The following is a 15,872-nucleotide window of genomic DNA, read 5'->3' as shown; positions in this document are numbered from 1 at the left end:
TACTGGACTGACCGATGCGCTTGCCGCCCTATCTGCTGTTGGCCGTTCCGCTGCTGGCAATCCTCGCCGCCTGCACCAGGAAGGAGGTGCCGCCACCGCGCTTTGCCGCGATCGGGCATCTGCAGAGCTTCGATCGCGGCTTCAGCGACGTGGTCGCTGGCGATGCGCGCATCGAGAAGCTCAGCGAAGGCTTCACCTGGTCCGAGGGCCCGGCCTGGGTCCGCAACGGTGGCTATCTGCTGTTCACCGATGTGCCTGAAAACAAGCTCTATCGCTGGTCCGAGGACGCAGGCCTGTCGGTCCTGCTGTCGCCATCCGGTTACAGCGGCCCGGAGCAGGCCACGCTGCGCGAAGCCGGCGCCAATGGGCTGTATGCCGAACCGGGCGGCACCGTGTTGCTGGCCGATTCGGGCACGCGCATCGTCGCCAGGCTCGACCCGGCCACGCGCAAGAAGACGCCGCTGGCGACGCAGTTCGAAGGCCACCGTTTCAACAGCCCCAACGATCTGGTCCGCCGCAGCGATGGCGTGGTGTTCTTCACCGACCCGCCTTACGGCCTGAAGGGCATGAACGATTCGCCGGTCAAGCAGCTGCGCTACAACGGCGTCTACCGGCTGGACACCGACGGCAGCGTGCATCTGCTGGACGACAGTCTCAGCCTTCCCAACGGCATCGCACTGTCGCCCGATGCGCGCACCCTGTACGTGGCCAACTCCGATCCGGAGCGCCCGATCTGGATGGCCTACACGCTCGACGCAGCCGGTGCAGTGACCGGAAAGCGCGTGTTCGCCGACGCCTCCGATCTGGTCGCCAAGGACGCGCCCGGCTTGCCCGACGGCATGGCGGTTTCCGCCGACGGCCACCTGTTCGCCACCGGCCCCGGCGGCGTCATCGTGTTCGCCCCCGATGGCCGCAGGCTGGGCCGCATCGAAACCGGCGAACCCATCTCCAACTGCGCCTTCGGCAACGACGGCCATACGCTGTACATGACCTCGCACGCGATGCTGGCGCGGGTGCGGGTCAAAGCGCTTGGCTTGGAATTTGCCCAATCGCCGCTTTAGTAGGAGCGGCCCTGGCCGCGATGGAGCTGTACCGGTCACCCTGTGTTGCAAATCGTTCTGCTTTCAGCAGTCACAACAGCTGATGGATACGATGTGCTGACAGACCGGTTTTGTAGCAGGCAACCTTGAATTCTGCGGTCCAGAACTCTAGACTCGCACCCTAAGTGGACTGGGGGTTCCCGGTCGGCGTCATAGCCTCGGTGAGATCACCGGGGCTTTTCGCTTTCTGGCGGCGGGAAAATTTTCAGGCCCCAGCCTTCATAGTCGACACCCAATTGGCGCCGGCCTTGCTTGCAGAAGAATTTTCGCTGCAGCACGTCGAATGCGCGATTGGGATGATCCGGGCGCAGTACCGATAGCCCGATGGGCCGCGCAACGAGGTCAGCCAGTTGCAAGCCAGATGAGTTGGCCTTTTTGTCCGCAAAGACGATGGTGAACGGAAGTTGCCGGCCCCAGCGGTTTGCGTCGTCGCAGATCCGCCTGAATTCCAGCTCCAGATCGCGGTCTTCCTTCTTGCCACGGCACTCAACCACCACGTGCGTGGCAACGGCGTCCTGCTTCTTTTCCTGCATCAGTTCGAAAAGTGTTTCCAGGCAGAATGCGAGCGCCAGGTGGTAGGGATTGTCTGCGGTCTGGGCCTTTTCCTTCAGCCGTGTCTTGTCGATGACACAGCTGATCAGGATGAAGTTGTGCGACTCGATGATGCCCGTCAGCTCGTCCAGAAAAATCGTCTTCTCCAATCGATCACTGAAGCGGAAATGTCCCTTTTCCTTGCGGATGTCATGCTCGTGAAGAATCACCACCTCATGCCCGAAATGCCTGAACTTGAATGACTCAATCGCGGGAACCACGCGTTGCGCGTAGTGGCCTTTGTGGAAGACACACAAGGCCAGCACAAACACCGGATAGTTGGGATCTACCGACTCCAGGCCGTGGTCGCCGCTTTCATCGACATAGACGATGTAATTGCTGTAACGCGGGTCGGTAGCTGCCAGCAGTGGCGATGTCGCCGGCTCGCCTTCCGCCTGTACCAGTGGCAGCGAAAATTGCCCGGCAACGCCAGGCATCGTTGATGGCGTGTGATCTGATCCACGTTTCGGCATGACCGCTCCCTGGCACTGCACATTGAACAACGATGCAGCAGATTAGATCCTCGTCTGCAGAGGCACAATCTTCAACCAGGTCTCTTGCAGCATGCCGTACGCGGGAGTCGGCATGGCCTATTGCGCGCTGCTTTCATGCAACACCAGCACATCATCCAGCTCCGGCCCGCCGCCGCGGTTGCCGCTGCCCGCCACGATGTACAGAGCGTCGCCGACCGCTGCGGCCTGGGTGCCGTGGCGCCCTTGCGGCAGCGCAGCCAGGGTCTGCCAGGTGGAGGTGGCCGGGTCGTAGGCTTCGACCTCGTCGTGCGCCTTCACCTGGCGCGTGCTCTCGCCGCCCATGACCAGCAGCTGGCCATTGCGTGCAATGGCGGCGGCACCGGCGCGCGGCGTCGGCAGCGCGGCCGGGGCAACGCTCCAGGTGCCGCGCTGGATGTCATAGACATCGACTTCGGAAATCGTCTGCGCCAAGGTGTTGCCGCTCTCGTGCGATGACCTGCGGCCACCGGCCGCGTACAGCTTGCCGTCGAGCACCACTGCATGGAAGTGATCGCGCGCACGCGGTGCGTCGGCCAGCTGCGTCCATTGCTGCGTCCTGGTGTCGAGCGCATCCAGCCAAGGCACGTACCCGCTCATATGGCCGCGCGTGTTGCCGCCGACTAGGTACAGCACGCCGTCGTGCGCCACCGCGCCTGCCGCGCCGCGGCGACGGCCTTTGGGAATCTCCGCGCCTGCCTGCCAGCGATCGGTGGCAGGGTCGTAGATCAACAGGTGGGTCAGCGCGGCTTCTTCCGGGTAGTCGCCGGTCAGGCCGCCGACGACGTAGATCTTCCCCGACGACACCACGGCCTGCGCGTGGCTGACCGCCAGCGGCGGCGTGCTGCCCTTGGACCAGCGGCGTGTTGTGGTATCGAAGATGTCCAGCGGGCGGTCGTCGCGCCCTCCGATCAGATAGAGCCTGTCGCCGACCGACACCAGGCTGTTCTCATGGCGCGCGTGCGGTTTGTCGTGCGGGGTCAGCGTCTGCCAGGAGGCCACCTGCTTCGATTGTGCCGAGGTGGCCACCGGCACCGCCTTGTCGGTGGCCTGACCAAGCGCGGGGAAAGTGCCGACCGCGGCAGCAAACAGGCTTGCGCGGAACCAGCTCGTCAACAGGCGCATGCAGCACTCTTCCGATGGCGTGGGCAGGCCAGTGTAGCGACACGTGCGCGATGATCCACTCGCACAAGCAGGCTGATCCAGGGCTAGGTCGCGCGTGCTTGCGCATTGCCGTGATGTCCCCGGCAGGCTGCCTAGGCAGTCCTGGCTGCCGGCTTCTTCACATGCAGCAGCACCGCGCATGCGAACACTACGGCAACGCGATACGACAGGAGAAAGGTGTGGCACGCAAACCGGCAAAGCAGGCGTCTTCGACAACACCGCCCAAGACAGTTGCCGACGCGGCGGCACGCGGACTGCGGTTGCGCGAGCAGCATGGGCGTGGTGGCACCGCAATCGGCGTTGCGCGTGCGCGCGATCTTTCGGCACGGAAATCGCTTTCTACGCAGACCATCCGGCGCATGCATGCGTACTTCGCGCGCCACAGCGTGGACAAGACTGGCAAGGGCTGGGCCGACCGTAGCGCGCCATCGGCCGGCTACATTGCCTGGCTGCTCTGGGGCGGCGATGCCGGCCAGCGCTGGGCGGCACGGCAGTACCAGCGTCTGGAAGAGGCGGCGAGCGCGAAGACCCCGGCAGGAAAACGAGCAAGCGCGACCACGACGGCCGCCGCCCATGCCAGTGCCGCGGACAAGCGCACCCCGAAGAAGACCGCGAGAAAGAAGGCGGTCGCAAAGAAGGCAACCGGAACGTCGCCAGCGAGGAAACCGTCGGCAACACGGGCCGCGACCAAGAAAACGAGCGCCGCTAGCGCAGCGACGCGCAAGTCGGCGCCCTCGGCCGGCGCCCGCAAGGCGACCGGCAAGAAGGCAGTCAAGAAGGCAGTCAAGAAGACTGCGGCCAGGAAATCTCCTGCAAAGAAGGCAGCATCGACGAAGAAAGCGGTAAACAAGACGGTCGCCCGCCGAACTGCAGCCGGGAAGAGCGCTTCCACGCGCGGTGCAGCGAAGAAAGGCACAAGCAAGACGTCTGCGCCATGGAAAAAGCCCAACCCCAAGAGTCGCTCGCGCTCAGGTCCGCTGTCCCCGGCGCAGAAGGCACAGGCCAGACAACGTGCCAAGGCAGCAGGCCGCCCCTATCCCAATCTGGTGGACAACATGGCAGTGGCAGGTAAAGGCAGCGCTGCCAAGCGGGCGAGTGGATCGGGTGCTGCGAAAAAAGCTGGTAAACGTTAGCCGCAACCGGCTGTCAGAATGGCCGAACCCGCTCGGCTCACGCGCGACGGCACGGGAGAGATGGGTTGCGCGTAAGCAGACTATTGTTCCGGGCGCTGCCGCTTGCTGTTTCGGCGGCATTGGTCCGAACAATACTTCACCTCGTCCCACACCTTTTCCCACTTCTTGCGCCAGCAGAAGGGTCGCCTGCATTGAACGCAGAGCTTTTCCGGCAAGTTCTGCTTCTTGTGGGCGGCCATGGGAATGCGGACGTCGGACGCTGTGCGGCAGGGGTTCAAGCATGCCATAGCGATGCATTGGGCCGAAGCCTCCGCCGCTCCACGAGATGCGTCGGCGGGCTTGGCAGCGTGGTCGTGAAAGCGGCACGCGCAGTGTCTATAGTGATGCAGGTTGGCTTGTGCCGAGATGGAACGAGCCTCCCCAACGCGGGGACATGCACTCGCCTCATCATCAGACAAGGACGCCCATGAAGCTGTTTCCACTTCTGCTATCTGCCCTGCTGTACGGCATTTCGCTGTGCCTTCCTGCACTGCATGGCGGTAATGATCAACTGGGTGGATTTGTCATCCTGCTGTTTGGCTGGATGCAGGTGCTCGATGGCCAGTGCCTGGCCTGGATGAGTAACCCGGTGTTCCTGTTGGCATGGCTGTGTTATTTCCTCAAGGCGGACAAGATGGCGGCGGCCCTGTTGGTAGCGGCTTGCCTGATCGGGTTGGATACCTTTCGCGCAACCCGGTTCGACAAGAACGAGGCTGGCCAGCAAGTCATGATCGATCACGTGGGCGCCGCATTCTATGTGTGGGAGTTGAGCTTTGTGGTCCTGCTCGTGCTGGTGCTGACGCGCATCTTCAATACATCCGGCGGCAGCCAGGGCGTCCGGGTATCGTGACCCACAGGCAAGCCAAGATGTCTGAATTGTGCAGATCTGCATGACATCCAGAGGGCGCTCAGGACCATCGACATGTGGCCGGTCAACTTGAACCGCAGGGCGGTCATTGCCATCGCCACGCTGGCGATTGCCTGCATCGCATCCAATCCGGAGGTTGCAGCGGCCATACCACTGCTGGAGATGGTGGGTATCGACGTGTTTGCATACTTGTTGGCAAGCCGGCTGGGCCCGGTTCTGCTGCAGGGCGTGGCGCCGGTGATCCGGGATGCATACATGCGCCGGGGCCACAGGCGGGTGCGGCCACTGGGCCATGCAGTCAACTGCCGCCTGGGTGGATACTTGCGGCAGGTGAGTTGGTACACCGGTCAGCTGGGGCTGGCCGCCGCGGTTGGTTGCACGCGGATCTGTGCGCTGCGTCGCCAGGCAACTGCCGTACCGGCTTGAACCCGAGTACCACGACAGAGGAGTCGATGCGTCGAACCTGCGCGGCTGGTGAGCGAGAAGGTGCCGCTAAGGTGCCGGAACACGATTCGCGCATGGGGAACCGGCAGCGAAATCGGCAAGGTTGCGCAGGGTGATGTCGGAGATCTCCTGCAATGCCTCTGCGGTGAAGAACCCCTGGTGCCCGGTCACCAGCACATTGGGGAAGGTCATCAGGCGCTGAAACGCTTCGTCGTCGATGATTTCGCCCGAGCGGTCCTGGAAGAACAATGCGCTTTCCTGTTCGTAGACATCGATGGCCAGATGGCCGAGCTGGCGGGACTTGAGCGCGCGGATCACCGCATCGGTATCCACCAAGCCACCGCGCGAGGTGTTGACCAGCATCGCACCCGGCTTCATCGACGCCAGCGCCGTGTCATCGATCAGGTGCTGCGTTGCCGGTGTCAGCGGGCAGTGCAGCGAGACGATGTCCGAGCGGGCGAACAGTGTCTCCAGCTCCACCCGCTGCCCAAGCGCATCGAAGCCAGGCGTGGGATAAGGATCAAAGCCCAGCACATCGCAGCCCATCCCTTGAAAGATACGCGCAGTCGCCAGCCCGATCTTGCCCAGCCCGATCAGGCCCACCGTCTTGCCGTGCAAGGTGCGGCCGAGCAGGCCATTGAGCATGAAGTTGCCCTCGCGCACGCGGTTGTAGGCGCGGTGCGTCTGGCGGTTGAGCGTCATGACCAGCGCCAGGGTGTGCTCGGCCACCGCTTCGGGCGAGTAGGCCGGCACGCGTGCCACGAACAGCCCAAGTGCGGTGGCCGCAGCAAGATCCACATTGTTGAAACCGGCGCAGCGCAGCAGCACCGCGCGCACACCGGTCGCGTGCAGTGCCTGCAGCACGGGCGCATCGAGCTGGTCGTTGACGAACACGCAGACCACCTCGCAGCCCTGCGCCAACGCTGCCGTCCGCAGATCGAGCGATGCCTCGAAATAAACGAACTCGGCTGCACATTGCGTGCCTGGGCGTAGTTTCGCTTCATCGAGAAAGCGCTTGTCGTAAGGGCGCGTGCTGAAGACAGCCATTTTCATGCAGAAAACTCCATCGGTGCGCGAATACGGTAGCTTGCGCATGGCCATATGGCGCTTGAACTTGTCCGAACGTGGGCGGGGCGTAGGTGAGGCCAAGCATGTCATGTCGAGCGATGCGGTGCAGATGTCATTGCAGGCGAGAAGCTCTCTGCCGCTGACAGCCCCTGCGCTACGCAGCCTTGCTTTGCTGCTCCGCACCGCAACAGGCACCTCTGCTCTCAGGGGCAAACAGCCGGCCTCCCTTCTGCAATCCAGACAGGAGCAGAATGCGTCCCTTCTCCCGTGCACGGGAGAAGGGACCGCAAAGCGCTGGGCAAGGGCGCTCGCCCCAGGCGTGTCACCTGCGGCGCGATCTCACCGCCGGTACCGCAGGCGCCACGCGGCTGATCAACAGCACGCCGCGTCCCACCGTTACCCGCAACGCATCACCCACTGCGAAACCGCAGTGTTCCAGCCAGCGCCCGGACAGCCGCAGCTTGGGCACCGCGCAACCGATGACATCCTCGGCACGCCGCACGTCGTAGTGCTGGTAGCTCATGGTGACCCGCTCGGGAATGCGGAAGCCGGGCTTGCGCAAGGGCGGGGTAGGCGCAAGCGCTGGATCCACCGCTGGCTCAGCACCGGTCATGCTGGCGGCCGGGCGGTGCTTGGATCTGGCGCGTGTCACAACAGATCGCCTGGAAGGCGATGCAGCGCGTGCACGGGTGGTTGCTTTGGGACGGGTCATATCGAACTCCTTGTGCGATAGGAAGTCCGCCGCATCGCTGCTAAACGAGGGTGGCGGACGATGCGCGGTTAGCAGACCGGTCACAAGGAACCGGCAGACCTTGCGGTCTCCGCGCACCGCCCGCCGTAAAGCGAGCACGCCTGCCCATGCGATAAGTCGGGCAAAAGAAAAGCGCCGACATCGTGCAATGGGCGCTGGTGCGCCTTGTGATTACGGGCTGCTAAACCCGGCTGCGGAATGTGCCGCAGCAGAGCGATCTTGCTACTCGCCAACACAGCGAGTCAAGACAGCACGGCACGGCTCCCAACCGATCCCTCGTATCTGGCGTATCGTTGTGCTCAAAGACGGCTTCGTTATCCCACTACGAGAAAGCGATGACTTCCACTGCCGAAACGCCAGACCGTGCGATTCCACTGCTCCCCGGTCGCTCGATCGAACGCACCGTCGCCTTCTATCGGCGGCTGGGCTTTGTCGGCGACGCGCACCCGCACGATGCGGGCTACGCGATCCTGACGCGTGGCGAGGTGGAGCTGCATTTCTTCGCACACCCGGATCTTGATCCTGCGGCCTGCTATGCGGGCTGCTATATCCGGGTTGGCGATGTCGATGCGGTCTACGCCGCCATGCGCGGCGCGCAGCTTCCGGCGCACGGCATCCCCAGGCTCGATGCTGTCAGCGACAAGCCGTGGGGGATGCGGGAATTTGCGCTTGTCGATGAGAGCGGAAATCTGATCAGGATTGGGCAGGTAATCGGTGGCTAGACGTCCAATCGCCCGCATTTGCGTACCTGGCTATCCGGAACAGGCCATCGGTCAGGTGGCACGATATACACGCTGCCCGACATCGCACGCTGCAGACATCGGGCTTTGCTTGCATGCGATGGCAGCCGGCGATGCGTTTGCCGCACATCACCTTGCATCGATTGCCAGCTGTATCTCTGCCGGTGTTGCAGTGCCCAGCGCAGCGTAGGCAGCGCGCAATGCTTCCACAAAACGCGCATCGCCAGAGAGCGTAGCGAACACCGCATCCACGGTGAGGAATGCCGCGATGTCATGGCTGGCATTGCCGGTGGTCGAATGGGCGATGTCGCAGAGGACCTTGCTCAGCGGATCGACCAAGACCACGCCGTTGGCCGCCTGCCTGCGCACGAACTGCAGCCACGCCGCTACCGGAATGCAGAGCCGGTCGATCCGTCGCCCGGCGTCCAATGCATCGCTGATGACGCCGAGCAGACGCACCGAAATCTTTTGCGAGCCGTCCCAGGCGATCTGGGCGAGCAGGTGGCGGATGGCGGGGTTGCGGAAGCGGGCGAGGATGGCGCCGCAGTAGTGCTGCGGGTCGAAGCCTTGCATCGGTTGCAGGGTGGGGGCGATGTCCTCGCGCATCAGGGTTTCGACAAAGGTGGCCAGTTGCGTGTGGCGCATGGCGTCGGCGACGGTTTCCAGATCGAGCAGGCTGCCGAGATAGGCGAGTGCGGAGTGCGGGCCGTTGAGCAGACGCAGTTTGGCGCGTGCATAGCCGGCGATATCGTCGCTGAGAATCACCCCTGCGCTTTCGAAGGCGGGGCGGCCGTTGCAGAAGCGGTCTTCGATCACCCACTGGCTGTAGCGCTCGCGCTGGATCGGCCAGGTGTCGTGCAGACCGGTTTGCGCTTGTACGTTGGCGCGCAGTGCATCGTCGGTGGCGGGGGTGATGCTGTCGACCATTGAGCGCGGGAAGGTGACGTGCCGGTCGATCCATGCAGCAAGCGCTGGATCGTGTTGTTGGGCGAGCCGCAACACCGCGCTACGCAGCAGGCTGCCGTTGTCGGGCAGGTTGTCGCAGCTGAGCACGGTGAACGGTGCGCTGCCCTGCTGCCTGCGTTGTTGCAGGCCGGCGACCAGATAGCCGATGGCGCTGCGCGGTGTGCCGGGGTTGGCGATGTCGTGCGCGATGTCGGAATGGGCGAGGTCGAGCGTGTCCCCGGCCAGGCAATAGCCTTTTTCGGTGACGGTGAGGGTGACCAGGCGCACGGCGGGATCGGCCAGGCGCGCGAGCACGGCGGTTTGTTCGTCGGCTGCGCACAGCACCTCGCGGACGGCGCCGATGATGCGTAGCTGCGGGTGCTCGTCGAGCAGGGCGAGGGTGTACAGGCCGTCCTGCGGGCGTAGGGCGTCGCGCACCGTTGGGCTGTGTAGCGAGACGGCGCAGATGGCCCAGGTGAGGTCCTGCGCTAGCAGGTCGTCGATGTAGACGGCTTGGTGGGCGCGGTGGAAGGCGCCTGCGCCTAGATGGACGATGCCGATGGTGGTCTGTTTGGGGTCGTAGCTGGGAGTGAGGACGGTGGGTGGTAGGTGCGCGAGTGTTGCGATGGAGAGCGTTGGAATTGGCATGGGTTTTTGTTTGAAATCGTGGGGGTGCTGCAAGTTCGCCTGTGGCCGTACCCTCACCCCAACCCCCGCTCTGCGCCCCGGCCCACGTCTTGCGACGCGGGCGCTCCAAGGCACGCGCGCCAGTGGCGCGCAAGCGGTGCCTCTTCGCCCCGGCGAGAGGGGCTTAGGGCAATCGCGGCTGAGTGGGTTCTTCGCCCACGTCCGCATGGCGAGGGTGTCAACGGCTGCTACTTGTCGGTGACGGTGAAGCGTTGTGTGCTGCGGATGTCTGCGCTGGAGGCGCCGACCTGTACTTCGTAGTCGCCAGGATCCACTGCGTAGGCCTTGCGCTGCTCGTCGTAGATGCGTAGGGCGTCCTGTGCCTTGAGGGTGAAGCGCAGCTGCCGCTGCTCGCCGGGTTGCAGGGTGATGCGCTGGAAGCCGCGCAGTTCCTTGATGGCACGTTCGCGTTGCGGCTTGAGCGGATGCAGATACAGCTGCACTACTTCATCGCCTGCGCGTGGTCCGGTGTTCTTCAATGTGACCGTGGCCGTGAGCGTGCCATCGGCGGCAACGGTGGTGCGGTCCAGTTGCAGATCCGAATACGCAAACTGCGTGTAGGACAGGCCGTGGCCGAACGGGTACAGCGGCTTGCCGGCGAAGTAGCGATAGGTGCGGCCGCGCATGGCGTAATCGTCGAAGGCGGGCAGGCGCTCGTCTTCCTTGTAGAAGGTGATCGGCAGGCGGCCGCCGGGACTGGCCTGGCCGAACAGCACATCGCCGACCGCGCTGCCGCCGCGTTGGCCGGGGTACCAGGCCAGCAGGATGGCGGGCACGTGGCGCTGCGCCCAGTCGATCGCCAGCGCCGAGCCGGTGGTCAGCACCGCGACCACCGGCGTGCCGGTGGCCTGCACTGCCTGCAGCAACTCGCGTTGCGGTTTGGGCAGGCGGGTGTCGGTGCGGTCGCCGCCGGCAAAGCCGGGATAGTTGACGTCCATCTCCTCGCCTTCGACATCGCCGGTGAGTCCGCCGACGAACACCACCACCTCGGCGTTGCGTGCGGCGTCCACCGCTTCCTGCAGCGGCGGCTTGGCGCCGGGCATGCGCCAGGCCAGACGCACGCCGGCATCGCGCGTGGCTTCGAAGTATTCCACGCGCAGGTCGTAGGCCTTGCCGCCTTCCAGCACGACGCTGGCATTGCCGCCGCGCATGCGCGGGGCCTCGCTCCATTGATCGATGAGCAGCTTGCCGTCCAGAAACAGGCGCACGCCATCGTCGGCGGCAATCTGCAGCTCGTAGGTGCCCGACACCGGCGGCAGCAGCTGGCCATGCCAGCGCACGCTGAAGTCGTCCTTGGCCAGCGCTCGATCGGCTTGCAGTTCACCGCGGCCGACGGCATCGTCGGTGGGCGCATTGCGGTCCCAGCGGAAGGCGATGCGCGGGTCGATGCGGGTCAGCACCGGCTGGCCGGCTAGGGCGCGGCCCTTGAAGTATTCGCCGGTGAGGCCGTTCTGCTTGGCATCCGGCGCCGGGCGCAGATAGCGGGTGTCGATCGGTGCCGCGGCATTGGGGTCTTCGCGCCCTTCCACCAGGTCGCTGCCGCGCGCGTAGACCACCTGTGCCTGCGGTGCGGCGTCGCGGATGCCTTGCAGGATGGTGACCGGCGCGGCCGGCGTGCCGTAGTAATTGCCCAGCAGCGACATCGGGTCGTCGGCGGTGGGGCCGATCACGGCGATGCGCTTGAGCGTGGGTTTGAGCGGCAGCAGGCCGTCGTTCTTCAGCAGCACCAGCGATTCGCGCGCGGTGCGGCGGGCCAGTGCATCGTGCTCTGGCGATTGATTGACTGATGCGGGAATCCGCGCCCACGGCACCCTGGCTGGCGGGTCGAACATGCCCAGCCGCATGCGCGAGGTCATCAGCCGCTTGAGCGCGGTATCGATGCTGGCCTCGTCGATCAGGCCGGCACGCACCGCCGCCGGCAACGCGGCATAGGTGTCGCCGCAATCCAGGTCGGTGCCGTGCTTGACACCGAGCGCGGCGGCCGCTTCGGGCGTGGGCACGATCTTGTGGTTCTGCCAGATATCGCGTATGGCGGCGCAGTCGCTGACGATGTAACCATCGAAGCCCCAGTCGCGGCGCAGGATGCCTTCCAGCCGCGTACTGGCCGAGGCGGATTCGCCATTGACGCGGTTGTAGGCGCCCATCACCGCAGCGACCTTGCCTTCCTGCACCAGGGCCTGAAAGGCGGGCAGATAGGTTTCATGGAGATCGCGCTCGCTGGGATGCACGTCGAAGTGATGACGGTCGGCCTCCGGGCCGCTGTGCACGGCGAAGTGCTTGGCGGTGGCATCGAGCTTGCGGTACGGCCCTTGTTGCGCCTGCAGGCCCTGCACGAAGGTCACGCCCATGCGTGCGGTCAGGAATGGGTCTTCGCCATAGGTTTCCTGCCCGCGGCCCCAACGCGGGTCGCGGAAGATGTTGATGTTGGGCGACCAGAAGGTGAGTCCCTGGTAGCGCTTGTGCTCGCCGCGCGCCAGGAAGGCGTGGTGCTTGGCGCGCGCTTCGTCGCTGATGGCGGTGGCCACCTCGGCCATCAACGGGGTATCGAACGTAGCAGCCAGGCCGATCGCCTGCGGAAACACGGTGGCGCCGCCGGCACGCGCCACGCCGTGCAGCGCTTCGTTCCACCAATCGTATTCGGGCACCTGCAGGCGCGGGATCGCCGGGGCGGCGTTCTGCATCTGCGCGGCCTTTTCTTCCAGCGTCATGCGCGACACCAGGTCGGCCGCACGCGCGTCGAAGGGGCGTTGGGTGTCCAGATACGGCGGCGTTGCGGCCTGCGTGCCGGTGGCGGCCAGCGCCATCGCCAGCAGTAAGCCGCGCGCAGGTGGGCGACGCGGGGTGGTGGCGCGGTGGGCGGGGTGCGAATGCATGGTCAGTCCTCCTGGGTGCGGTGCGGTTCCAGCTGGGCAAAGGGCCCGATCATGCTGCCGACGAAGCCGCCGGCCTGTGCGGTGCTGAGCATGCCCGCATCGTCGTTGCGGTGTAACGATTGCCAGCCGCGCCCATCGGCATCGAAGGCAAAGCTGTACGCACCGCCGTCGCCGCTGATCTGCAGGCGCAGCTGCGCCGTTGCGGGGATGCGGGTGCGTGCGAGCGTGGTGGTTCTTGCGCCCTCGCGCTTGTCGAGGAAGACGTCCAGCGCATCGCCATTGCGTCGCACGCCCAACGCATACCACGCCTTGGAATTCTGCAAGACGGCAAGCCCGGCGCTGACGCCGGCCTGCGTGGGCACCGCCAACGCGGTGCTTGCGGCAAAGCGCGTGTGTTGCTGGCGCCGCGCGAGGAAGGCGGGTGTGGCGGTGCTATCCAACCCTTGCGCACTGGCATGGAGGGTCAGCCAACCGGTGCGTGCGCTTAGATCGGCCACTTCATGTTTGGGCACACGCAGAGATAGCCATTCGCGCTGCAGCGAGGTGCCGGCGAAGTCGTCGCGCCAGGTGAAGTTGCCCGACAACGGCGCTTGATCTGCCGGGGTCTTGGCGCCGCGCGGGCTCTGTGCGACAGACGGAATCGGCTCGCCGGGCGGCAGAATCGACGGCCAGCCATCGCGCCAGTGCACTGGCAGCAGGAAGGTTTCGCGCCCGGTGTTGTAGCGTTCGCCCGCATACGGGCGGCTGGCCAGGAACACCGCCCACCATTGCCCGTCCGGTGTGTCCACCAGATCCACATGCCCGGCATTGCTGACCGGGTGCGCGCGATCAGCCGGCAGGTCGCGTTGGGTCAGGATCGGATTGTGCGGCGAGAGCTCAAACGGCCCCCACACAGTGCGGCTGCGCAGCACCACCTGCGAATGCTGCGGCCCGGTGCCGCCTTCGGCACACGAGAGGTAATACCAACCGTCGCGTTGATACAGATGCGGGCCTTCGATCCAGATCGGCTTGCTGGCAAGATCCACCCCACCGTTGAGCAACACCTTGCGCGGGCCGACCGGTTGATTGCTGACAAGGTCGAAGCGCTGCATCCAGATCGCGCGATGGCCTTCGTACAACGGCGTGCCTTCCGGCGGGCCGTTGTTGAGCAGGTAAGCGCTGCCGTCGGTATCGAAGAACAACGACGGGTCGATGCCGTCGATGCCCGGCAACCACGTCAATGCCGACCATGGGCCGGCGGGATTGCTGGCGCTGGCGATGAAGTTGCCACCGCTGTCGACCGAGGTACCCACCACATAGAAACGCCCGTCATGATGACGGATGCTGGCAGCGAACATGCCGCGTGACACGCCCAGCCCGTCGTAGTCGAGCTGTTCGCGGCGCTCGACCACATTGCCGATCTGCGTCCAGTGCACCAGGTCGGTACTCTCGAACACCGGGATCGCCGGGAAATACGCGAACGTGGAATTGACCAGGTAATAGCGCTCGCCCACGCGCGTCACGCTGGGGTCCGGGTAGAACCCGGCCAGCACCGGGTTGCGGTAGTGCCCGGGCGGTAACGGCGTGGCGAACACCGCATCGTCTCCGCGATACTCGAACCAGTCGAAGGCGACATCGGCGTGTGCTTGCGCCTGCACGCGCGCAGGCGCGGCCACCGCAAACAGCAGTGCTGCAAGCGCGGCCGGCAGCCAGCGCATCACCAGTCCCACATCGCACCGTCTTCCAGCCGCGCGATCGGCAACTGCTTGGGCACGTAGGGATACTTCGCGGCCAGGGCCTCTTCGATGTCCACGCCATGCCCGGGCGTTTCGCCGCAATGCAGGCGGCCATCGCGGAATACGTAATCGTGCGGGAACACCGCGTTGGCCTCGTCGGAATGGAACATGTATTCCTGGATGCCGAAGTTGGGCACCCAGGTGTCGAAGTGCAATGCCGCGCCCATGCACACCGGCGACAGATCGGTGGCGCCGTGGAAGCCGGTGCGCACCTGATGCAGCGCGGCGAAATCGGCCAGCCGGCGCACATGGGTGATGCCGCCGGCGTGGACGATCGTGGTGCGGATGTAGTCGATCAGTTGCTGCTCGATCAGGTGCTTGCAATCCCACAGCGAATTGAACACCTCGCCCACCGCCAAGGGGGTGACCGTGTGCTGGCGGATCACCTCGAACGCGCGCTGGTTTTCTGCAGGGGTGGCGTCTTCCAGCCAGAACAGCCGGTACGGTTCCAGGTCGCGGCCCAGGCGCGCGGCCTCGATCGGGGTGAGCCGGTGGTGTGCGTCGTGCAGCAGTTCGATTTCATCGCCGTGGTCATTGCGCAATTGCTCGAACAATTTCGGCACCACGCCGAGATAGCGCGGCGTGGACCACACCGTTTCGGTCGGCAGTTCGCTCTCGGCCGGCTCATACGGCTTGCCGCCGCTGGAAATGCCGTAGGTCTTCTTGATGCCGGGCACGCCGCACTGCGCGCGGATGGCGATGAAGCCCAGCTCGCGGAAGCGGCCGACTTCATCGCTGGTTTCGGCGATATCGCGGCCATTGGCATGGCCGTAGACCAGCGCGCCCTCGCGCGAGCGCCCGCCCAGCAGCTGATACAACGGCATGCCGGCCATCTTGCCCAGGATGTCCCATAAGGCCACGTCCACCGCGGCGATCGCGCTCATCGTCACCGGGCCGCGCCGCCAGTACGCGCCGCGGTAGAAGAATTGCCAGATGTCTTCGATGCGGCCGGCATCGCGGCCGATCAGGTTCGGCACCAGGTGTTCCTGCAGGTACGCCGCCACCGCCAGTTCGCGGCCGTTGAGCGTGGCATCGCCCAGCCCGGTGATGCCCGAGCGGGTGCGGATCTTCAGGGTGACGAAGTTGCGGCCCGGGCAGGTGACGATGACGCGCGCCTCGACGATCTCGCGATCGCGGGCCGAGCCTTGCAGCGGAGCAGGGGAGTCGGGAGTCTGTGACATCGTG

The 15,872-nt window shown here is 65.1% G+C and carries 14 protein-coding genes; 5 read left to right on the top strand and 9 right to left on the bottom strand.

The genetic code is table 11. The features are described 5' to 3' along the window. The first annotated feature begins 14 nt into the window (after positions 1 to 14). Positions 15 to 1,061 carry an SMP-30/gluconolactonase/LRE family protein gene (locus AC06DU_RS20550; protein WP_478203110.1) on the top strand — a complete coding sequence of 349 codons (1,047 nt, stop codon included), beginning with the start codon at positions 15 to 17 and terminating at the stop codon, positions 1,059 to 1,061. 206 nt (positions 1,062 to 1,267) lie between these two features. Here the strand turns inward: AC06DU_RS20550 and AC06DU_RS20545 are convergent, their stop codons facing one another. Both AC06DU_RS20545 and AC06DU_RS20540 read right to left on the bottom strand, forming a co-directional pair. Beyond that, complete coding sequence (locus AC06DU_RS20545) at positions 1,268 to 2,164, bottom strand: DUF3800 domain-containing protein (protein WP_478203109.1); 897 nt, start codon at positions 2,162 to 2,164, stop codon at positions 1,268 to 1,270. A 117-nt stretch (positions 2,165 to 2,281) separates the two neighbouring features. Continuing rightward, positions 2,282 to 3,325, bottom strand: a complete 1,044-nt coding sequence (locus tag AC06DU_RS20540) for a Kelch repeat-containing protein (protein WP_478203108.1) — start codon at positions 3,323 to 3,325, stop codon at positions 2,282 to 2,284. A gap of 161 nt (positions 3,326 to 3,486) precedes the next feature. On the opposite strand from AC06DU_RS20540, the gene AC06DU_RS20535 reads away from it, so the two are divergent. Next, on the top strand, positions 3,487 to 4,497 hold the full coding sequence (locus tag AC06DU_RS20535; protein WP_208406666.1) for a DNA-binding protein: 1,011 nt from the start codon (positions 3,487 to 3,489) through the stop codon (positions 4,495 to 4,497). 80 nt (positions 4,498 to 4,577) lie between these two features. On the opposite strand, the gene AC06DU_RS20530 is transcribed toward AC06DU_RS20535, so the two are convergent. After that, positions 4,578 to 4,736: a DUF2256 domain-containing protein gene (locus AC06DU_RS20530; protein WP_046346114.1), complete on the bottom strand. Its 159-nt coding sequence runs from the start codon at positions 4,734 to 4,736 to the stop codon at positions 4,578 to 4,580. Positions 4,737 to 4,963: 227 nt separating this feature from the next. Here AC06DU_RS20530 and AC06DU_RS20525 point away from each other — a divergent pair, with 227 nt between their 5' ends. Beyond that, positions 4,964 to 5,386, top strand: a complete 423-nt coding sequence (locus AC06DU_RS20525) for a hypothetical protein (protein WP_046345117.1) — start codon at positions 4,964 to 4,966, stop codon at positions 5,384 to 5,386. Between the two features lie 72 nt (positions 5,387 to 5,458). Next, positions 5,459 to 5,830, top strand: a complete 372-nt coding sequence (locus tag AC06DU_RS20520; RefSeq protein ID WP_054591735.1) for a hypothetical protein — start codon at positions 5,459 to 5,461, stop codon at positions 5,828 to 5,830. A 66-nt stretch (positions 5,831 to 5,896) separates the two neighbouring features. On the opposite strand, the gene AC06DU_RS20515 is transcribed toward AC06DU_RS20520, so the two are convergent. Both AC06DU_RS20515 and AC06DU_RS20510 read right to left on the bottom strand, forming a co-directional pair. Further along, positions 5,897 to 6,901 carry a 2-hydroxyacid dehydrogenase gene (locus AC06DU_RS20515; protein WP_126966944.1) on the bottom strand — a complete coding sequence of 335 codons (1,005 nt, stop codon included), beginning with the start codon at positions 6,899 to 6,901 and terminating at the stop codon, positions 5,897 to 5,899. Between the two features lie 337 nt (positions 6,902 to 7,238). After that, positions 7,239 to 7,568 carry a SymE family type I addiction module toxin gene (locus AC06DU_RS20510; RefSeq protein WP_311736862.1) on the bottom strand — a complete coding sequence of 110 codons (330 nt, stop codon included), beginning with the start codon at positions 7,566 to 7,568 and terminating at the stop codon, positions 7,239 to 7,241. A gap of 434 nt (positions 7,569 to 8,002) precedes the next feature. On the opposite strand from AC06DU_RS20510, the gene AC06DU_RS20505 reads away from it, so the two are divergent. After that, entirely contained in the window at positions 8,003 to 8,389 is a 387-nt protein-coding gene (locus tag AC06DU_RS20505; RefSeq protein ID WP_046345114.1) for a bleomycin resistance protein, read from the top strand. 147 nt (positions 8,390 to 8,536) lie between these two features. Here the strand turns inward: AC06DU_RS20505 and AC06DU_RS20500 are convergent, their stop codons facing one another. The 4 genes from AC06DU_RS20500 to manD all read right to left on the bottom strand — a co-directional run bounded on the left by AC06DU_RS20500 (position 8,537) and on the right by manD (position 15,868). Next, positions 8,537 to 10,000, bottom strand: a complete 1,464-nt coding sequence (locus AC06DU_RS20500) for a mannitol dehydrogenase family protein (protein WP_478204467.1) — start codon at positions 9,998 to 10,000, stop codon at positions 8,537 to 8,539. Between the two features lie 227 nt (positions 10,001 to 10,227). Then, positions 10,228 to 12,912 carry a glycoside hydrolase family 3 protein gene (locus tag AC06DU_RS20495; RefSeq protein WP_478203107.1) on the bottom strand — a complete coding sequence of 895 codons (2,685 nt, stop codon included), beginning with the start codon at positions 12,910 to 12,912 and terminating at the stop codon, positions 10,228 to 10,230. A 2-nt stretch (positions 12,913 to 12,914) separates the two neighbouring features. Continuing rightward, complete coding sequence (locus AC06DU_RS20490; protein ID WP_478203106.1) at positions 12,915 to 14,609, bottom strand: glycoside hydrolase family 43 protein; 1,695 nt, start codon at positions 14,607 to 14,609, stop codon at positions 12,915 to 12,917. Further along, the gene (manD, locus tag AC06DU_RS20485) at positions 14,609 to 15,868 is read right to left on the bottom strand and encodes a D-mannonate dehydratase ManD (RefSeq protein WP_167764308.1); all 1,260 of its coding nucleotides are present in this window, start codon (positions 15,866 to 15,868) and stop codon (positions 14,609 to 14,611) included. Before manD ends, AC06DU_RS20490 begins: the two co-directional genes overlap by 1 nt. Between the last annotated feature and the right edge of the window lie 4 nt (positions 15,869 to 15,872).

The sequence above is a fragment of the Xanthomonas sp. NCPPB 3200 genome, from assembly GCF_056393585.1.
The sequence above is the reverse complement of the archived record's forward strand: the minus strand, read 5'-3'. Positions and strand labels throughout refer to the sequence as shown.

Coding starts and splice junctions, on each gene's coding strand:
- AC06DU_RS20550 (WP_478203110.1), top strand. CDS start 15: ATGCGCTTGCCGCCCTATCTGCTGTTGGCCGTTCCGCTGCTGGCAATC.
- AC06DU_RS20545 (WP_478203109.1), bottom strand. CDS start 2,164: ATGCCGAAACGTGGATCAGATCACACGCCATCAACGATGCCTGGCGTT.
- AC06DU_RS20540 (WP_478203108.1), bottom strand. CDS start 3,325: ATGCGCCTGTTGACGAGCTGGTTCCGCGCAAGCCTGTTTGCTGCCGCG.
- AC06DU_RS20535 (WP_208406666.1), top strand. CDS start 3,487: ATGCAGCAGCACCGCGCATGCGAACACTACGGCAACGCGATACGACAG.
- AC06DU_RS20530 (WP_046346114.1), bottom strand. CDS start 4,736: ATGGCCGCCCACAAGAAGCAGAACTTGCCGGAAAAGCTCTGCGTTCAA.
- AC06DU_RS20525 (WP_046345117.1), top strand. CDS start 4,964: ATGAAGCTGTTTCCACTTCTGCTATCTGCCCTGCTGTACGGCATTTCG.
- AC06DU_RS20520 (WP_054591735.1), top strand. CDS start 5,459: ATGTGGCCGGTCAACTTGAACCGCAGGGCGGTCATTGCCATCGCCACG.
- AC06DU_RS20515 (WP_126966944.1), bottom strand. CDS start 6,901: ATGAAAATGGCTGTCTTCAGCACGCGCCCTTACGACAAGCGCTTTCTC.
- AC06DU_RS20505 (WP_046345114.1), top strand. CDS start 8,003: ATGACTTCCACTGCCGAAACGCCAGACCGTGCGATTCCACTGCTCCCC.
- AC06DU_RS20500 (WP_478204467.1), bottom strand. CDS start 10,000: ATGCCAATTCCAACGCTCTCCATCGCAACACTCGCGCACCTACCACCC.
- AC06DU_RS20495 (WP_478203107.1), bottom strand. CDS start 12,912: ATGCATTCGCACCCCGCCCACCGCGCCACCACCCCGCGTCGCCCACCT.
- AC06DU_RS20490 (WP_478203106.1), bottom strand. CDS start 14,609: ATGCGCTGGCTGCCGGCCGCGCTTGCAGCACTGCTGTTTGCGGTGGCC.
- manD (WP_167764308.1), bottom strand. CDS start 15,868: ATGTCACAGACTCCCGACTCCCCTGCTCCGCTGCAAGGCTCGGCCCGC.